A 16,185-nucleotide genomic window follows, 5' to 3' on the forward strand; every position below is an offset into this window, starting at 1 on the left:
TAATGATAAAGAAAGGAATCATACTCGTTTTAGGTGTATTTTTAGCCTATAACTCTGTTTATTTCAAGAAACTAAGCGATGTGAAAAATCAAGAAACGAACACTTTTGATTTTAATTCCTTCGCCGATTCTCTTTATTACAAAGGAATCTTAACTCAAAACCAAGCTATTTCGCTTGAAAATCTTACTAAAGAAATACAAAACAATAAGGAAAATGCATTTAAGACTTACGGGAATCGCTTAGGAATTGGTAATTCGGCTTTCTTTATGGTTGAAACTAAGGGAAAAATCGTAAGTATTTTAGATGGAGTAATAAAAATTAACAGCCCTGAAAATGGCGTTGTTTCCATAGATACAAAATACATATTCGGCAATGCCATCAGAGATGCATCAGGTTTAGTAAAACTTACTGATTTTAAGACAAACGTTGATTTTAATAAAGTTTCTGAAGCATTAAATACTATCATTCGAGAAAAAGCAATTCCTCCTACACTTAGAAATCTTACAACTGGTGAAGATATTTCGGTAATTGGAGCGGTAAAATTGAGCAAAAAAGAATCTTTGGATTTCGTCATTTTACCTATCAAAATCTCTAAAATTAGTAAATGATAGAATTATTAAACATATCGAAATCCTTTCCTGGTGTAAAAGCTCTCAATGAGGTAAATCTTACTTTTTACCCATCGAAAGTCAATGCAATTTTGGGTGAAAACGGGGCAGGAAAATCAACACTTTTGAAGATTCTTACGGGCGTTTATACAGATTATGAAGGTGAAATCAAGCAAAATGGTCAAACGCTTAAATTCAAAAATATTAAAGATGCTCAACAAGCAGGTATTGGAATCATTCACCAAGAATTAAACCTAATTCCACAACTGAGCATTGTAGATAACCTTTTTTTGGGGCAAGAAATCGTCAATCAATGGGGCTTATTGGATAGTCAGCAAATGGAGCAAAAAGCCACGATTTTACTTGACAAACTGCAACTTAAACATTCTCCCAAAACTTTAGTCGCAAACCTAAAAGTAGGCGAACAGCAGTTGGTAGAAATAGCCAAAGTCTTACTTTCTGATGCCCAAGTAATTTTAATGGACGAACCAACTTCAGCTTTGAGCGATAAAGAAATTGATAATCTTCATCGAATCATTGCCGAACTAAAGGCCGAAGGAAAGACCATTGTTTATATCTCACATAAAATGGATGAGTTGTTTCGCATCGCCGAAACTTACAGCGTGATGCGAGATGGAAATTCGGTAGGTGCAGGAAATATGCAAGACACCACCGAACAGGCATTGATTCGGTTAATGGTAGGAAGGGAGATTTTAATTAGTAATCGAAAATTAAGAATTGAGAACTGTGAAAATAGACGAAAAATTTTAGAAGTTAAAAACTTAAGATCAGAAAAAACATCTCTTTTCGTTCATCACTTATCACTCTATCAAGGCGAGATTCTCGGCATTTTTGGTTTGATGGGTGCTGGTAGAACTGAATTACTAGAAGCTATTTTTGGACTGAATCCCAATGCTGAGACTGAAAGTATTTTAATTGATAATCAAGCAATTAAAATAAAATCTCCCAAAGATGCCATTGATAAAGGCTTAGCTTTTCTTACAGAAGACCGCAAAACTGAAGGTTTAATTTTGGGGATGAACATAGCCAATAATATCGGACTTACAAGCCTCAAACCCAATACATTGCTCAATGAAAAAGAAGAAAACAATTTAGCTCAAAAATACATTGATGCACTTCGAATTAAAACCCCATCTGAGCAGCAATTGTGTGTAAATTTGAGTGGAGGAAATCAACAAAAAGTGGTTTTAGCCAAGTGGTTAGCAACAAACCCAAAAATCTTGATGCTCGATGAGCCTACTCGGGGAATTGATATTAACGCCAAAAATGAAATTTACGAACTGATTAAAAAATTGGCAGAACAAGGCAAAAGTATCATTATCGTTTCATCAGAAATCCCTGAAATCTTGGCATTATCAGATAGAATATTAGTCATGGCAGATGGACAAATTAAAGCAGAATTTTCGCCAGAAGAAGCCAACGAAGATAAATTATTGAAAGCTGCAATTTGATTTAGGATTTACGATTGTGGGTTGAAAAATTGCTTAATCCGAAATCATAAATCTGAAATCCAAAATCGTCAATTATAGGATGAACAAAGAATTACTCAAAAAATCACAATCACTCATTGCACTTTTCATATTGTGCTTAGTGATTAGTCTTTTATCAGATAAATTCCTCACTACCAATAACTTGTGGAATGTTCTTCGACAAATCTCAGTGAATATTTGTATTTCTACCGGTATGACTTTGGTAGTTCTTATGGCAGGCATAGACCTCTCGGTTGGCTCTGTATTAGCATTTACCTCGGGAGTTTGTGCGGGTTTACTCAAAAATGGCATTGCCATTCCTTCACTCGATTTATTCGTAGGTTTCACTACTTTAGGTGGGGTTTTAGCTGCCTTAATTATTGGGTTGACATTAGGATTATTAAATGGTTGGGTCATTACCAAATTTGCATTGCCGCCTTTTGTAACTACCCTTGCCATGCTCACAATTGCTCGTGGAGCAACCATGCTCTACACACAAGGTATGCCGATTTCAAATCTCGGAGCAAGTTTTGAGTACATCGGTTCAGGTTGGTTTTTAAGAATTCCCGTTCCCGTTTGGATTTCACTCATTGTCGTTCTGATTGTTGTTTTCATCAGTAAAAAAACAACCTTCGGACGCTACATTTACGCCATTGGAGGAAATGAAAAAGCAGCTTTTTTATCAGGAATCAATATTAATAATGTCAAAATAGCAGTTTATGGAATTGCAGGAATGATGGCCGCAGTAGGTGGAATTTTGGTTACTTCCAGACTAAATTCTGCTCAACCAAACGCAGGGGCAAGCTATGAATTAGATTCAATAGCGGCAGTAGTCATTGGTGGGACATCACTCTCTGGTGGAGTTGGTTCTGTAACTGGAACTGTCATCGGAGCTGCAATCATTGGAGTTTTGAATAATGGTTTGGTTTTGCTAAATGTCTCACCTTTTTGGCAACAAGTAGTAAAAGGTTTAGTGATTCTCTTAGCAGTAATTATTGATAAAAAGAGTAAGAAGTAACGCTCAAAACGTAGGCAAGGTTTAAACCCTTGCCTACGTTAATATTGCATTTATGAAAAAATACATCCTCTCCATAGACCAAGGCACAAGTAGCACCAAAACAATCATTTTTGATGAAAGTGGAAATGCAGTAGCCAAAGGTCATGCCGATTTACAGACTAATTATTTTGACAATGGCTTTGTGGAGCAAGCCCCCGAAGGCATTTATCAAAATGTATTGGAGTCGATTTTTCTTTGTATTCAAGATTTTCTGTCAAAAGGATTTTCAATTGAAAATATTATTTCTGTTGGAATCAGTAATCAACGAGAAACATTTATTCTTTGGGATAAAGCAGGTAAACCACTTACACCAGCAGTGGTATGGGCTTGTAAACGTTCGATAGAAATTTGCCAAAAACTAAAAGGTAAAAACCAAGAACCATTCATTAAAGAAAGAACAGGCTTAATAATTGATCCTTATTTTTCAGCTACAAAACTGCTTTGGCTGCTCGAAAACGATGCAGATTTAAAGATGAAATTAGATAATGGTGAAGTATTTTTCGGTACAGTCGATTGCTGGCTTTTGTGGAAAATGACTAACGGTCAATCTTTCAAAACTGATTTTACCAACGCTCACCGAACACTTCTTTTCAATATTCACACCCTTACTTGGGATAAAGAAATTCTCCAACTTTGGGGATTGGAAAAACTTAATTTACCAGAAGTATGTGCTTCGAGTTCGGATTTTGGATTTTGGGTTTTGGATTTATCCAACCTAGATTCAATCCACTTTCCGAAATCCAAAATCCCAATTCAAGCAATGATCGGTGATTCTCACGCTGCTACTTTTGGTGAAGGGTGCTTCGAGCAAGGAACAGCGAAAGTTACGATGGGAACGGGTAGCTCAATCATGATGAATATTGGAGATAAACCAGTTTTATCAAATAATGGCATGTTGACGACCATTTGTTGGAGCACAGAAAATAGGATTGATTTTGCATTTGAAGGAGCAATTGTAGCATGTGGCTCTACCATAGAATGGGTGAAAAATGAATTAGGATTCTTCAAAGAAGTAGCCGAAACCGAAGCAATGGCACTTTCGGTCAGTGATAATGCTGGCGTTTATCTCATTCCTGCTTTTAGTGGTTTAGGTGCTCCTCATTGGCAAATGAATCGCCGTGCTTCCATTGAGGGGATGACCTTTGGTACAAGCAAAAATCATATTGTTCGAGCAGCTTTAGAAAGCATTCCCTATCAAATAAAGGATGTAATAAATGCCATGCAAAACGACATGGATTCGAAGCTAAAATCCATTTCAGTCAATGGCGGACTAACTCGTAATCAATTCGTTATCAGGTTTTTAGTCGATTTATTAGGTTTACCTCTCAAAAAACAACAAAATCCTGATGTTTCTGCTTTGGGAGCAGCTTATTTAGCAGGTTTAAAAAGTGGTATTTACGAAAGTATCAGCCAACTGAAAATGCTAAATCAAGCAAAAACCGAAGAAATTTTACCAGATTTAGGCAATCATTTAGTCAAAAAAGGCTATGAAGGTTGGATACAGAAAATTCAAAATTAATCAATCATTTTTGTTTTCCAAGCCATAGTAAAGTATTGATAATCAATTTATTTTGAGTTTCATTGGCAAACTGAAAAGAAAGTTCTTTATTGGTTTTATTGTCATAATCAATATCATTGTGCCCCATATTTACATAAAGCATTCGATATTTCTTATTAGTCCAAACGACAGGGTAATCTCCGCTATGCCAAATTTCATGTTGCTTGGGGCCAGTTCCGAGCGGAAAACTCAAAGGGTCGATTGAAAGTAAGACTTCAATATCTTTATTTTGTCGTAAATCTTTCTCCCATCTATACCATTCATTAGGCGATGATTGAAATATTTCGGGTAATTTTTTGGTGACTGGGTGCTTTTTATCTTCTACTTTTAAAAATGCCGAAGTTGGTCGCCAAGTATTGCTTTTATATTGTCCCGAACCTAAAAAGTGATTATGATACCAATCCCAATCTTGATTAAACTTTGAATTATTCAAAGCAAAAGCTGCAAAATGAAAACCAATCCAGCCTCCACCACGCTCAATATATTGCTGAAAAGCCTTACGCTGTGCGGGGTCTTCTGGGCGTGTATCTAAGAAAAGTACAATTTGAAATTTCGACAAAAAAGCCTCATTCAGATTCGACCAATCATTAGTAGAATCATAGGAAAAATGGTATTTCTTAGCCATTTCAGGAAACCACCTATTTGCCTCATGCACAAAACTAATATGTGCTTGGTCGTTTTTGGCTGTATAAAAAGCAATTACTTTAAATTTTGGTGTGTTTTGTGCAAGTAAATCGCTAAAACTTAGCCCAATAATTAAACACAAAAGAGTCTTTTTTAGGATTGTCATTGTTTTGTCTTTTAATCAAAAGTACATCTTTTATTCCTGAAGATTAAGCTAATACTTTTCAATTACAGTAATTCTCTTCATAAAAGCCCATTTTTGAATCAATTGTAAATAATTCTCTACTTTTGCAGCAATGAAATTTAAATTCTATGCCAGTTATTTTAGAAAAAAAATATGAAAACGGTATTTCGTTAGCTATTTGGCAAATTACCGAGCAGCATGATGAACTTCAAGCAATGCTTCCATCTGAAATACTAACTGATGCCGAATTAGCTTCAATAAGTCATCCGCAGAAGCAAATTGAATTCTTTTGTAGCAGACTTGTAATCAAGTATTTAGCTAACTCTTTGGGTATTAATTACTTAGGAATTAAAAAAGATGAACATGGAAAGCCTTACTTGGCAGGCACTGACTGGCAAATGTCGCTTACCCATACCTCAAACTATGTGGCGGCAGTTATGCACCCAAGTAGGTCATTGGGGATAGACATGGAAAAGCCCACTGAAAAACTAAGTAGAATCAAACATAAATTCATGTCAGAAGCAGAACTAGCCTCTACTGAAAATGATTTCGAAAATCTATGTATTTATTGGTCAGCCAAAGAAGCACTTTACAAACTATATGGAAAAAGAAAAGTAATTTTCAACGAAAATTTACACGTTTCCCCGTTTGAAAAAGGGGTTTCTTGCATACAAGGCCGATTGTTAATCAATGAGATTGATAAAAATTACGATATCTATATCGAACGCATTGACGGTTATATACTCGTAGTAGCTGGATAGAGATTGTCAAGATTTATTTGAGACAATCTCTATCCACTAATTTATGAAATCGCTTTTAAAATCTTCTCTACTTCTTTCACTCTTTCTAAGTCCGAAATTTTCTCGAAAGAAACAATCAGATTACGCAAAACTCTTAATATAATATCAAGATTAGTACAAGGTTGGAAGAACGAATCTTGAGGCTGTAACTGCATTTGTTTAATATAATTTGTAATATCAACTTTCGAAAATATCAACCCTCTATTAAAAATATTGATATAGAACTGTGTTTGTGGAGTTTTATATGTCAATACAAATAAACTAGGTAAATTAACCCCACTCACCGGCAAGCCTAATCTTTTGGCCACGAGCATATAAATAACACATAAAGAAATCGGATTCCCTTTTTTCAAATCAAAAACTTGATTAAGCATAGAATTTGCTACCGAATGAAAATTTTTGGTATTTGGCAAATATTTATACTTATCAAAGAAAATCTGATTTAGGATTCGAATTTGGTCATGTGGATGCATATCATCACGTAATTCTAGCCAAGTATCAAAATACATATCGTTTATATGATGCCGTAATTTATCAATACTCAAATCTGGATACTGATAAGTAGCAATAATCCACATGCCTTCTAATAAGTCTTCATAGCCATCGTTTTTCCATTTAACCAATCGCTCAATGACAGAGTTATATTGTAATCCATGAATCAAATCCTCTAATTTTTTTTGTAAATTAGGGTTAAAACCACTTCCTTGCCAATGGTCTTCTAACAGTGGGATGATAGCTCCGCCTAAACCTTTTAAACGATTTTCTACATGTTGTACTACTTCATGGTCATCATCGTCAAGAAGAGTTACTAATGCTTTTATTTCTGATTCATTCATCTTATTACACTTTTCAGATTATCAACACTTATTTCCCTCATAAAACGTTTAAAACACCGATAAATAATTCATTATCAGACACTTTAAGCGATTTTTAGTACATTAGATAAGTTTTATGAAAATTTATCTTTTAGGCTTTAGAATCTTTACTTTTCTATTTCGCCTCTAAATTCATACTTTTGTAAAAATAACAAACATTTTTTTATGAAAATTTTAGTAACAGGTGGTGCTGGGTTTATTGGTTCGCACACAGTTGTCGAATTAATCAATGCTGGTCACGAACCCATCATAATTGATAACTTCAATAACTCTGAAAAATCGGTACTAAAAGGTATCCGTAAAATTATCAAAAAGCCTGTCAAATGCTATGAAAAAGACTGCAACGACGTAAAAGCTTTAGAGCAAATTTGCAGAAAAGAAAATATCGAAGGAATCATTCACTTTGCCGCTTATAAAGCCGTCGGGGAGTCGGTTGAAAAACCTTTAAAATACTATGAAAATAACATAGGTTCTACGCTCAATGTTTTGAAAGTAATGCTAAATTTGGGTATTAAGAATTTAGTTTTTTCTTCTTCGTGTACAGTTTATGGACAACCAGACCATATCCCTGTTACTGAAGATACACCTCGCAAACCAGCTGCATCACCTTATGGCAATACTAAAACTATGTGCGAAGACATCTTGCGTGACACAATCACCGCAAGAAATCCGCTTAAAATTATCTCACTTCGCTATTTCAATCCAATTGGAGCTCATCCATCAGCACATATTGGCGAACTCCCGAGGGGCGTACCAAGTAATTTAGTACCATTTATCACGCAGACGGCTGCTGGTATTCGACAAAAATTAACTGTCTTTGGTAGCGATTATGATACACCAGATGGCACTAATATTCGTGATTTTATTCACGTAGTTGATTTAGCCAAAGCACACGTATCGGCACTTGAATTATTATCTAAACAAGCTGATACTTATTATGAAGTATTTAATGTAGGTACAGGAAGTGGAAACTCTGTGCTTGAAATTATTAAAACTTTCGAAAAAGTTAATAAACTCAAACTCAATTATGAAATCGGTCCACGTCGCCCAGGTGATGTAGAAAAAATTTACGGAAACGTAGAAAAAGCCGAAAAACTCATGGGTTGGAAAGTCGAAAAAACACTCGCTGAAAGCCTTAAAGATGCTTGGCGTTGGGAAAAGAAATTAATGAAGAAATAATTTACCTATAATTTATATTATGGAATCGACTCAAACAATTCTAATCACTGGTGGTGCGGGGTTTATCGGCTCTCACGTAGTCAGACTTTTTGTTACGAAATATCCTAACTACCAAATAGTTAATTTAGATAAACTTACCTACGCAGGTAATCTAGAAAACCTTACTGACATTGAGAAATCGCCAAATTATACTTTCGAACATGGCGATATAACCGATGCCACTTATATCAATAATCTTTTTGAGAAATATAATTTTACTGGTGTTATTCACTTAGCAGCCGAATCGCACGTAGATAGGTCTATTACAAATCCAATGGAGTTTGTAATGACTAATGTAATCGGGACAGTAAACTTATTGAATGCAGCCAAAAATGCGTGGAAAAATGATTATACTGGCAAGCGTTTCTACCATGTTTCAACCGATGAGGTTTATGGTGAGTTACATAATCCAGAAGAGTTTTTCTTAGAAACAACGAGTTATGACCCTCGTTCGCCATACTCGGCTTCGAAGGCTTCTTCTGACCACTTCGTAAGAGCTTACCACAATACCTATAAATTACCAGTAGTTATCTCAAACTGCTCAAACAATTATGGACCAAATCACTTTCCTGAGAAATTGATTCCTTTGATGATTAATAACATTATCCATAATCGTCCACTTCCTGTTTATGGAAAAGGTGAAAACGTACGTGACTGGCTTTTTGTAAAAGACCACGCACGTGCTATTGACGTGATTTATCACAATGGTGGCAATGGTGAAACTTATAATATTGGTGGTTTCAACGAATGGAAAAATATTGACTTAGTGCATTTATTATGTAAAATCATGGACGAAAAATTAGGTCGTCCAGCAGGTACATCGGCTCAGTTGATTACTTATGTAACAGACCGTGCGGGTCATGACTTACGTTATGCCATTGATGCCACTAAATTAATGAAAGAACTTGGTTGGGAACCATCTTTACAGTTCGAAGAAGGGCTCACACAAACCGTTGATTGGTATTTAGCTAATAAACAATGGTTAGCCAATGTTACGAGCGGAGATTATACAAAGTATTACGAAAAAATGTATAAATAACCCTATTCAACCTCCATGTTAAGGCATATATAGGTGCTCAGCATGGAGGTTTTTCTTTGTGAATATTAGAAGTTTAACAATAGAATTTTAACATTTATGTCTCCGACCGAAGTATATTCAAACCTCGAAACTATCATACAGCAATACATTGATAGCTTAGAGCAATATTCTGATGAACAATTTTTCTTCAAAAAAGATGAAGATACTTGGTCGCTCGGACAAATGTATGAACACCTTACCGCTTCTTCTCAGTTTTTCTTTTTAGCTAATTGTATTCGTTGTTTAGAAAAACGTAAGGGACAAGAAGGAGGTGAAAAAAATCAGTTCGGCGAAAAATTATTCAAATATGGTGGTTTTCCACCCGTGAAATTGAAAATCCCCGAACCTATTCGTGGACCAGAGCCTATTGCTAAACCTAAAGCAGATTATAAACCCATTTTAGAAAAAATTCTATCTGATTCTAAAGCATTAATTGAAACTGTTAGCAAAGACGAGGGGGAGTATAAAGCTTTACAGGTAGCCATGGGCTGGCTAAATGCACAAGAGTGGTATTTTTTACACGAAATGCATTACCGCCACCATTTACGCCAAAAGACCGAATTAGAAAATATCAACGCATAAAAGACCTGTTTATATAAAGGATGCAAACAAAACAAGAACAATTTTGGAGTGGTGAGTTTGGAAAAAATTACACCGATAGAAATTCGAGAAAACCAGAGGATTGGGATAAGTTTTATCTTGATAATTGGGGTATCACTAAAATCGAGATGAACGAGAAGTTTTATGGAGATTTAGAAAAAGATGCCAAAATCTTGGAAGTCGGTTGTAATACGGGTATGCAATTAATAGGTTTCCAACGCTCAGGATTTAAGAATATTTACGGCATCGAGCTACAACATTACGCCGTAGAAAAAGCGAAAGAATACACACAAAATATCAATATTATTCAAGGTTCGGGCTTTGATATTCCCTACAAAGACAATTATTTTGATTTGGTTTGTACGAATGGGGTATTGATTCACATCTCACCCGATAACTTACCAAAAATCATGGATGAAATGGTGCGTTGTTCAAAACGCTACATTTCTTGCTGGGAGTATTATGCTCCTGAAACTACTGCAATTAATTACCGAGGAAATACCGATTATCTTTGGAAAGCCGATTATGCTCAGCTATTTCTTGACCGTTTCTCTAACTTAAGATTGGTGAAAAAAGAAATTTATCCATACGTAAGTCAGGCAGAATCTGGTAATGCTGATTGTATGTGTTTGTTAGAAAAGATATCATAATCTGAATCAGAATTGAGCTCATTGAAAATGGATATTCCGCAAAATATTATGGACATAAACAATAACTCAACACTTTCATCAGGTCTTGGGGCACTTTGTATTATTCCAGCTCGTGGCGGAAGTAAACGAATTCCTAGAAAAAATATCAAAGATTTTCTGGGGAAACCCATTATTGCTTACTCAATCGAAGCAGCTATTGAAAGCAAGGTTTTTGAAGAAGTAATGGTTTCGACTGACGATGAAGAAATTGCCGAAATAGCTCAAAAATATGGAGCAAAAGTGCCATTCACTAGAAGTACAAAAAACGCTAATGATTTTGCTACAACGGTTGATGTATTAGTTGAAGTGATAGAAGCCTACCGAAATCTTGGCCAAAACTTTGAAACTGGTTGTTGTATTTATCCTACTGCTCCTTTTGTTTCGGCTTCGATGCTACAACAAAGCTACCAAAAGCTACAAAATGAAGGTTTAGATTCGCTCTATCCTGTGCAAAGGTTTTCATTTCCTCCACAAAGAAGTGTAGTTTTTGAAAATGGAAAATTGCTTTGGCAAAATCCAGAAAATGCCCAAGTCCGCTCACAAGACCTCACACCACTTTACCATGATGCAGGTCAGTTTTATTTCTTTAAAATTGAGCAATTACTCAAAAATAAAAGTATTTTGGGCGAAAAAACCAGTGGAATTATCATTTCAGAAATGGATGCCCATGATATTGATAACGAAGAAGATTGGCAGGTGGCTGAGTTTAAATACCGCTTAAAGTATCAGTAGCTTGCAAGCCATATAATCATGCAAAGACACTATCAATGTTTAAAAAATCAAGAATTTACCTTTCAGGAATTTTCATTGATTCCGCTTCGTGATGAAGATAAATATCCAATCATGAAGTGGCGAAACGAACAGATTTATCACCTTCGACAAGCCAAACCACTCACAGAAACCGACCAAAAGAATTACTTTGAAAATGTGGTTGCGAAACTTTTCGAGCAAGCGAAACCAAATCAGATACTTTTTTCGTTCTTAAAAAATGGTGAGTGTATCGGTTATGGTGGTTTAGTACATATTAATTGGATTGACCTAAACGCCGAAATCTCATTTATTATGGATACCGCTCTTGAAAAAGACTTTTTTGAGTATCATTGGAGTGCTTACTTAAACTTAATTAAGCAAGTAGCATTCAATGACATTGGTTTTCATAAGATTTTCACTTATGCTTTCGATTTAAGACCTCATTTATATACAATGTTACTGAAAAATGGTTTCTCGGAAGAAGCTCGTCTGAAAGAACATTGCTTGTTTGAGGGCAAATTTATCGATGTTTTGATTCATACTACCTATGCATATTCATCAACGAAAGGCTAATATTACCGACCTTGATTTATATTATAATTGGGCGAATGATTCTGCTACAAGAAGCAATTCATTTAATACCCAAGAAATTGATTATCAAGAACATACGAATTGGTTTTCGAAGAAAGTTGAGGATACAAACGCCCTTTTATTAGTATTTGAAAATGAGGAAAATATTCCTGTTGGGCAGGTAAGAATTGAGAAAAAAACTGATGAGAATATCATCGGAATTTCGATAGACGCCAATTTCAGAGGCTTGGGTTTAGCTGTACCAATGTTGCAAAATGCTTGTCAACAATTCTTTCAAGATTTTGCCGAAAAAAATATTCATGCATACATCAAAAAGCATAATTTAGCCTCGGTTAATTCATTTAAAAAAGCAGGTTTCGAGATAAATAAAGAGTTAAACATTAATAACGAACCCAGCTATCTTTTAATAAAAACTCATGTTTAAAATAGCAGATACAATCATAAGCCCAGAGCATAAGCCTTTTATCATTGCTGAAATGTCGGGCAACCATAATCAGTCATTAGAACGTGCCTTCGAAATTGTCGATGCTGCTGCCGAAGCTGGTGCTCATGCACTTAAATTACAAACTTATACCGCTGATACCATTACATTCAATGGTACTTCCGATGAGTTTGTGATAAAAGACCAAAATTCACTTTGGGCCAACCAAAACTTACATAAACTTTACCAAATGGCTTATACGCCTTGGGAATGGCATCAACCGATTTTCGAACGTGCAAAAGCTCATGGAATGTTAGCGTTTAGTAGTCCATTTGATACTACTGCCGTTGATTTTCTAGAATCATTGGATGTGCCTTGCTATAAAATCGCTTCATTTGAAAATACCGACCATATTTTACTAAAAAAAGTAGCCCAAACTGGCAAACCAGTAATTATGAGTACGGGTGTAGCGAGTATCGCAGATATACAAGAATCGGTTGGTGTTTTACGCAAAAATGGTTGTAAAGATTTGGTACTTTTGAAATGTACGAGCACCTACCCTGCTACACCCGAAAGCACAAATTTGCTTACCATTCCTCACATGAAAGAGCTTTTCGATTGCCAAATTGGGCTCTCCGACCATACAATGGGTATCGGAGCATCGGTTGCTGCGGTTGCTTTGGGTGCTAGAGTAATAGAAAAACATTTTACCCTTCGCCGTGCTGATGGCGGGGTAGATTCAGCTTTTTCATTGGAACCAGAAGAACTTAAAAACCTAGTTATAGAATCTGAAAGGGCATTCTTGGCTATGGGAAAAGTCAATTATATTCTTTCGGAAAAAGAGCAAAAAAGTCTGCAATATAAGCGTTCTTTATATGTAGTAGAGCCAATGAAAGCAGGCGATGTTTTCAGCGATAAAAATATTCGTTCGATTCGCCCTTCAAATGGCTTACATACAAGGTATTATGAAGAGATTTTGGGTAAAAAAGCCACACAAGACATTGCCGCAGGAACAGCTTTAAGCTGGAATTTAATTAGCTAAATAGTGGTAATTGCTATCATTGCCGTCAGTTAAAACTGGCGGAATCTTGAATAAAACAAATTTGACTTTAGCCAAAAAATATAATTAAACTAAAGTCAAATTTCTTAAATCAAAAATTTTCTTCAATTAGAAGAAGCAAAATTACCTAAACCAATAGTCTTTGAAATAGTTCATGTTTCATTTCTATGCCTTCGGATGAGCCTGCTGAAATATTTTCTTGAGTTTATCAATCGAATTGTGCGTGTAAACCTGCGTAGCTGCTAAACTTGTATGTCCGAGCAAATCTTTGATGGCATTCAAATCAGCTCCTCTATTGAGCAAATGCGTTGCAAATGAATGCCGTAATACGTGTGGACTACGTTGTTCGAGTGAAGTTACTAAAGACAAATATCTTTTAACCAATCGTTGAATAAATACTGGATACGCTTGCGTGCCAGTATCGGTCAAAATCAAATAATCATCTGAATTATCATCAATGAGGTCATTTCTTTGAGCTAAATAATCTCTAATCGCCCCCACTAAGTTTCGATTGATTGGAATTACTCGATGCTTATTTCTCTTTCCTAAAACTGTTAGTGTATTATTATAGAGATTCAAATCGCTTAATTTCAAACCAATTAATTCCGATAAACGCATTCCTGTACCATAGAGTAATTCTAGCACCAATTTATCCCTCATTCCAGCAAAATCATTCGAAAACTCTACCTCGTCCAAGAGGTTTTCCATAGGTTTTTCTTCTACGTATTTCGGTAAGCTTTTATCGGTTTTCAATGCTTTAATTTTCACCATAGGGTCGGTTACAATAATCTTATGGCGAAGCAAGAAGTTATAAAAAGTACGCAAAGTAGCTATTTTTCGATTGATACTCCGATTTTCCATCTTTTCTTCCGCCATGCTTGCAATCCATGAGCGAATCATCTGAAAATCTGCCTTTTCGGGGTCTTTGAGGTCGTACTGAAATTTTAGGTAGGCTGAAAATTGCTTCATATCGCCCTCATAAGCCGTAACGGTATGATGGCTGAGGCGTTTTTCGAATTTGATATGTTGTAGAAAATAAGAAACCATATCAGTAGGAAATTAGCTGCTGGATAAAAAATTTAAAGTTTTTAGTAGAAACCATTACTAAATAATAATAAAGATTTATTCTACTTAAATAACCAATAAACTTTTCCAGTAACGATTTTTCTACTAATATGGTTAAAAAATATAATAGATTGCAATACTTGCCTGAAACAATTTACATTGCTCAAAAAATATTACATTTCTTCGTTGCTTCTTAATTGAGTCACGTATTTAGCGTGAATAACTTCGTTACGACGAGCTACTGATGGTTTTTCGAATGCTTGACGCTTACGCAATTGACGCAATACACCTGTTTTTTCGAATTTCTTCTTAAAACGCTTCAAAGCTTTATCAATAGATTCGTTTTCTTTTACGTTGATTACTAACATGATTTATACACCTCCTTTCGTTTAGGGCTGCAAAGTTCATAATTATTTTCGGTAAAACCAAACATATATAAAGAAAACACACTGTTTTTGAAAAATACGTTTGGGTTTGTAGTAGTTTTCGATACTTTATCAGAATTTGCATAAAATTTAAAACCAAAAATATGCGTACAGCCATCATTGATTTAGGCACTAATACTTTTCATTTATTAATTGTTGAAGGCTCAAAAAAGATTTTTCAAACCTCAATACCTGCCAAAATCGGCAAAGGTGGCATTAGTCAAGGCGTCATTTCAGAAGAAGGTATTCAGAGAGCATTGACGGTTCTCAGGGGCTTCAAAGAAGAAATTGACAAGCATGAAATAGCTATTGAAAAAATATATGCTACTGGTACAAGTGCTATCAGAAATGCAGGAAATAAAGCTGAATTTATTGAGCGAGTTGAGCAAGAAACAGGTATTAAAATTAGAGTTATTTCGGGCGAAGAAGAAGCCGAACTCATTTGTCTGGGCGTGAAACAAGCCATGAGTATTCCTGAAACTTCCATGATTATGGATATTGGCGGAGGTAGTGTGGAGTTTATTATCTGTAATGATGAAAAGATTTTTTGGAAACAAAGTTTTGAAATTGGTGGGCAAAGATTAATGGATAAATTCATGAAATCTGACCCAATTTCAATGCGTTCGATACAAATGATGGATGATTATTTTAGAGAAGCCCTCCTACCCTTAGCTAATGCTTGTCATCAGTATGCTCCTAAAGTTTTAATTGGCTCTTCTGGTTCATTCGATACGCTCATTGATATGCAATACATGAAAGAAAAAGGCCAACTACCTGAAGCACATGAAGTAGCATTTGAATATCAAATTCCAGCATTTTATTGGGCTTATGATGAATTGATTTTTAAAAATCACGAAGAAAGAATGCAAATTCCGGGAATGATTGAGCTTAGAGTTGATATGATTGTGGTTGCCATGTGCTTAATTCGATTCATTATTCAATTGCACGAAATTCAAAGAATTAGGGTTTCAAGCTATGCTTTAAAAGAAGGCATTATGGCTCAAGCATTGAAAAATTAGAAATTCACTTCATAATAATAGCCATTTACACCTCTGTTTATCAATAATAATTTGATATTTTTCTCGAAAAAAA

Annotated in this window: 18 protein-coding genes; 14 read left to right on the forward strand and 4 right to left on the reverse strand. The window is 35.3% G+C overall.

Going from position 1 to position 16,185, the window contains the following annotated elements; genetic code table 11:
• Positions 1-2 precede the first annotated feature (2 nt).
• The 4 genes from EMTOL_RS01315 (at position 3) to EMTOL_RS01330 (ending at position 4,674) form a co-directional block, all read left to right on the forward strand.
• Positions 3-608, forward strand: a complete 606-nt coding sequence (locus tag EMTOL_RS01315) for a DUF2291 family protein (protein ID WP_015027457.1) — start codon at positions 3-5, stop codon at positions 606-608.
• On the forward strand, positions 605-2,080 hold the full coding sequence (locus tag EMTOL_RS01320; RefSeq protein ID WP_015027458.1) for a sugar ABC transporter ATP-binding protein: 1,476 nt from the start codon (positions 605-607) through the stop codon (positions 2,078-2,080). The genes EMTOL_RS01315 and EMTOL_RS01320 overlap by 4 nt, the downstream gene beginning before the upstream one ends.
• 79 nt (positions 2,081-2,159) lie before the next feature.
• A complete protein-coding gene (locus tag EMTOL_RS01325) occupies positions 2,160-3,116 on the forward strand; it encodes an ABC transporter permease (RefSeq protein WP_015027459.1) in 957 nt (318 codons plus the stop codon).
• Positions 3,117-3,168: 52 nt separating this feature from the next.
• Complete coding sequence (locus tag EMTOL_RS01330) at positions 3,169-4,674, forward strand: FGGY family carbohydrate kinase (RefSeq protein ID WP_015027460.1); 1,506 nt, start codon at positions 3,169-3,171, stop codon at positions 4,672-4,674.
• 4 nt (positions 4,675-4,678) lie between these two features.
• Here EMTOL_RS01330 and EMTOL_RS01335 read toward each other — a convergent pair whose 3' ends face one another.
• Positions 4,679-5,503 (reverse strand): ThuA domain-containing protein, encoded by an 825-nt coding sequence (locus tag EMTOL_RS01335; protein WP_015027461.1) that lies wholly within the window; start codon positions 5,501-5,503, stop codon positions 4,679-4,681.
• A gap of 146 nt (positions 5,504-5,649) precedes the next feature.
• Between EMTOL_RS01335 and EMTOL_RS01340 the strand changes: the two genes are divergently transcribed.
• On the forward strand, positions 5,650-6,282 hold the full coding sequence (locus EMTOL_RS01340) for a 4'-phosphopantetheinyl transferase family protein (RefSeq protein ID WP_015027462.1): 633 nt from the start codon (positions 5,650-5,652) through the stop codon (positions 6,280-6,282).
• A gap of 41 nt (positions 6,283-6,323) precedes the next feature.
• Here the strand turns inward: EMTOL_RS01340 and EMTOL_RS01345 are convergent, their stop codons facing one another.
• Positions 6,324-7,157, reverse strand: a complete 834-nt coding sequence (locus EMTOL_RS01345) for a transglutaminase-like domain-containing protein (RefSeq protein ID WP_015027463.1) — start codon at positions 7,155-7,157, stop codon at positions 6,324-6,326.
• A gap of 204 nt (positions 7,158-7,361) precedes the next feature.
• Between EMTOL_RS01345 and galE the strand changes: the two genes are divergently transcribed.
• From galE to pseI, 8 genes are all read left to right on the forward strand, one after another.
• A complete protein-coding gene (gene galE / locus EMTOL_RS01350; protein WP_015027464.1) occupies positions 7,362-8,375 on the forward strand; it encodes a UDP-glucose 4-epimerase GalE in 1,014 nt (337 codons plus the stop codon).
• A gap of 19 nt (positions 8,376-8,394) precedes the next feature.
• The gene (rfbB, locus tag EMTOL_RS01355; protein ID WP_015027465.1) at positions 8,395-9,453 is read left to right on the forward strand and encodes a dTDP-glucose 4,6-dehydratase; all 1,059 of its coding nucleotides are present in this window, start codon (positions 8,395-8,397) and stop codon (positions 9,451-9,453) included.
• A 96-nt stretch (positions 9,454-9,549) separates the two neighbouring features.
• A complete protein-coding gene (locus EMTOL_RS01360) occupies positions 9,550-10,074 on the forward strand; it encodes a DinB family protein (protein WP_015027466.1) in 525 nt (174 codons plus the stop codon).
• A 20-nt stretch (positions 10,075-10,094) separates the two neighbouring features.
• Entirely contained in the window at positions 10,095-10,742 is a 648-nt protein-coding gene (locus EMTOL_RS01365) for a pseudaminic acid biosynthesis-associated methylase (RefSeq protein ID WP_015027467.1), read from the forward strand.
• Positions 10,743-10,790: 48 nt separating this feature from the next.
• A complete protein-coding gene (pseF, locus tag EMTOL_RS01370; protein ID WP_052315416.1) occupies positions 10,791-11,513 on the forward strand; it encodes a pseudaminic acid cytidylyltransferase in 723 nt (240 codons plus the stop codon).
• A gap of 18 nt (positions 11,514-11,531) precedes the next feature.
• Positions 11,532-12,104, forward strand: a complete 573-nt coding sequence (locus tag EMTOL_RS01375) for a GNAT family N-acetyltransferase (protein WP_015027469.1) — start codon at positions 11,532-11,534, stop codon at positions 12,102-12,104.
• Entirely contained in the window at positions 12,079-12,546 is a 468-nt protein-coding gene (locus EMTOL_RS01380) for a GNAT family N-acetyltransferase (protein WP_015027470.1), read from the forward strand. The genes EMTOL_RS01375 and EMTOL_RS01380 overlap by 26 nt, the downstream gene beginning before the upstream one ends.
• Complete coding sequence (gene pseI / locus EMTOL_RS01385; protein WP_015027471.1) at positions 12,539-13,585, forward strand: pseudaminic acid synthase; 1,047 nt, start codon at positions 12,539-12,541, stop codon at positions 13,583-13,585. The genes EMTOL_RS01380 and pseI overlap by 8 nt, the downstream gene beginning before the upstream one ends.
• Before the next feature lie 183 nt (positions 13,586-13,768).
• Here the strand turns inward: pseI and EMTOL_RS01390 are convergent, their stop codons facing one another.
• Positions 13,769-14,650 (reverse strand): tyrosine-type recombinase/integrase, encoded by an 882-nt coding sequence (locus EMTOL_RS01390; RefSeq protein WP_015027472.1) that lies wholly within the window; start codon positions 14,648-14,650, stop codon positions 13,769-13,771.
• A 191-nt stretch (positions 14,651-14,841) separates the two neighbouring features.
• Positions 14,842-15,036, reverse strand: coding sequence for a 30S ribosomal protein S21 (gene rpsU, locus EMTOL_RS01395; protein WP_015027473.1), 195 nt, complete (start codon positions 15,034-15,036; stop codon positions 14,842-14,844).
• Positions 15,037-15,197: 161 nt separating this feature from the next.
• Between rpsU and EMTOL_RS01400 the strand changes: the two genes are divergently transcribed.
• A complete protein-coding gene (locus EMTOL_RS01400) occupies positions 15,198-16,112 on the forward strand; it encodes a Ppx/GppA phosphatase family protein (protein ID WP_015027474.1) in 915 nt (304 codons plus the stop codon).
• The last annotated feature ends 73 nt before the right edge of the window (positions 16,113-16,185 follow it).

The sequence above is a fragment of the Emticicia oligotrophica DSM 17448 genome (assembly GCF_000263195.1).
Lineage (GTDB): Bacteria > Bacteroidota > Bacteroidia > Cytophagales > Spirosomataceae > Emticicia > Emticicia oligotrophica.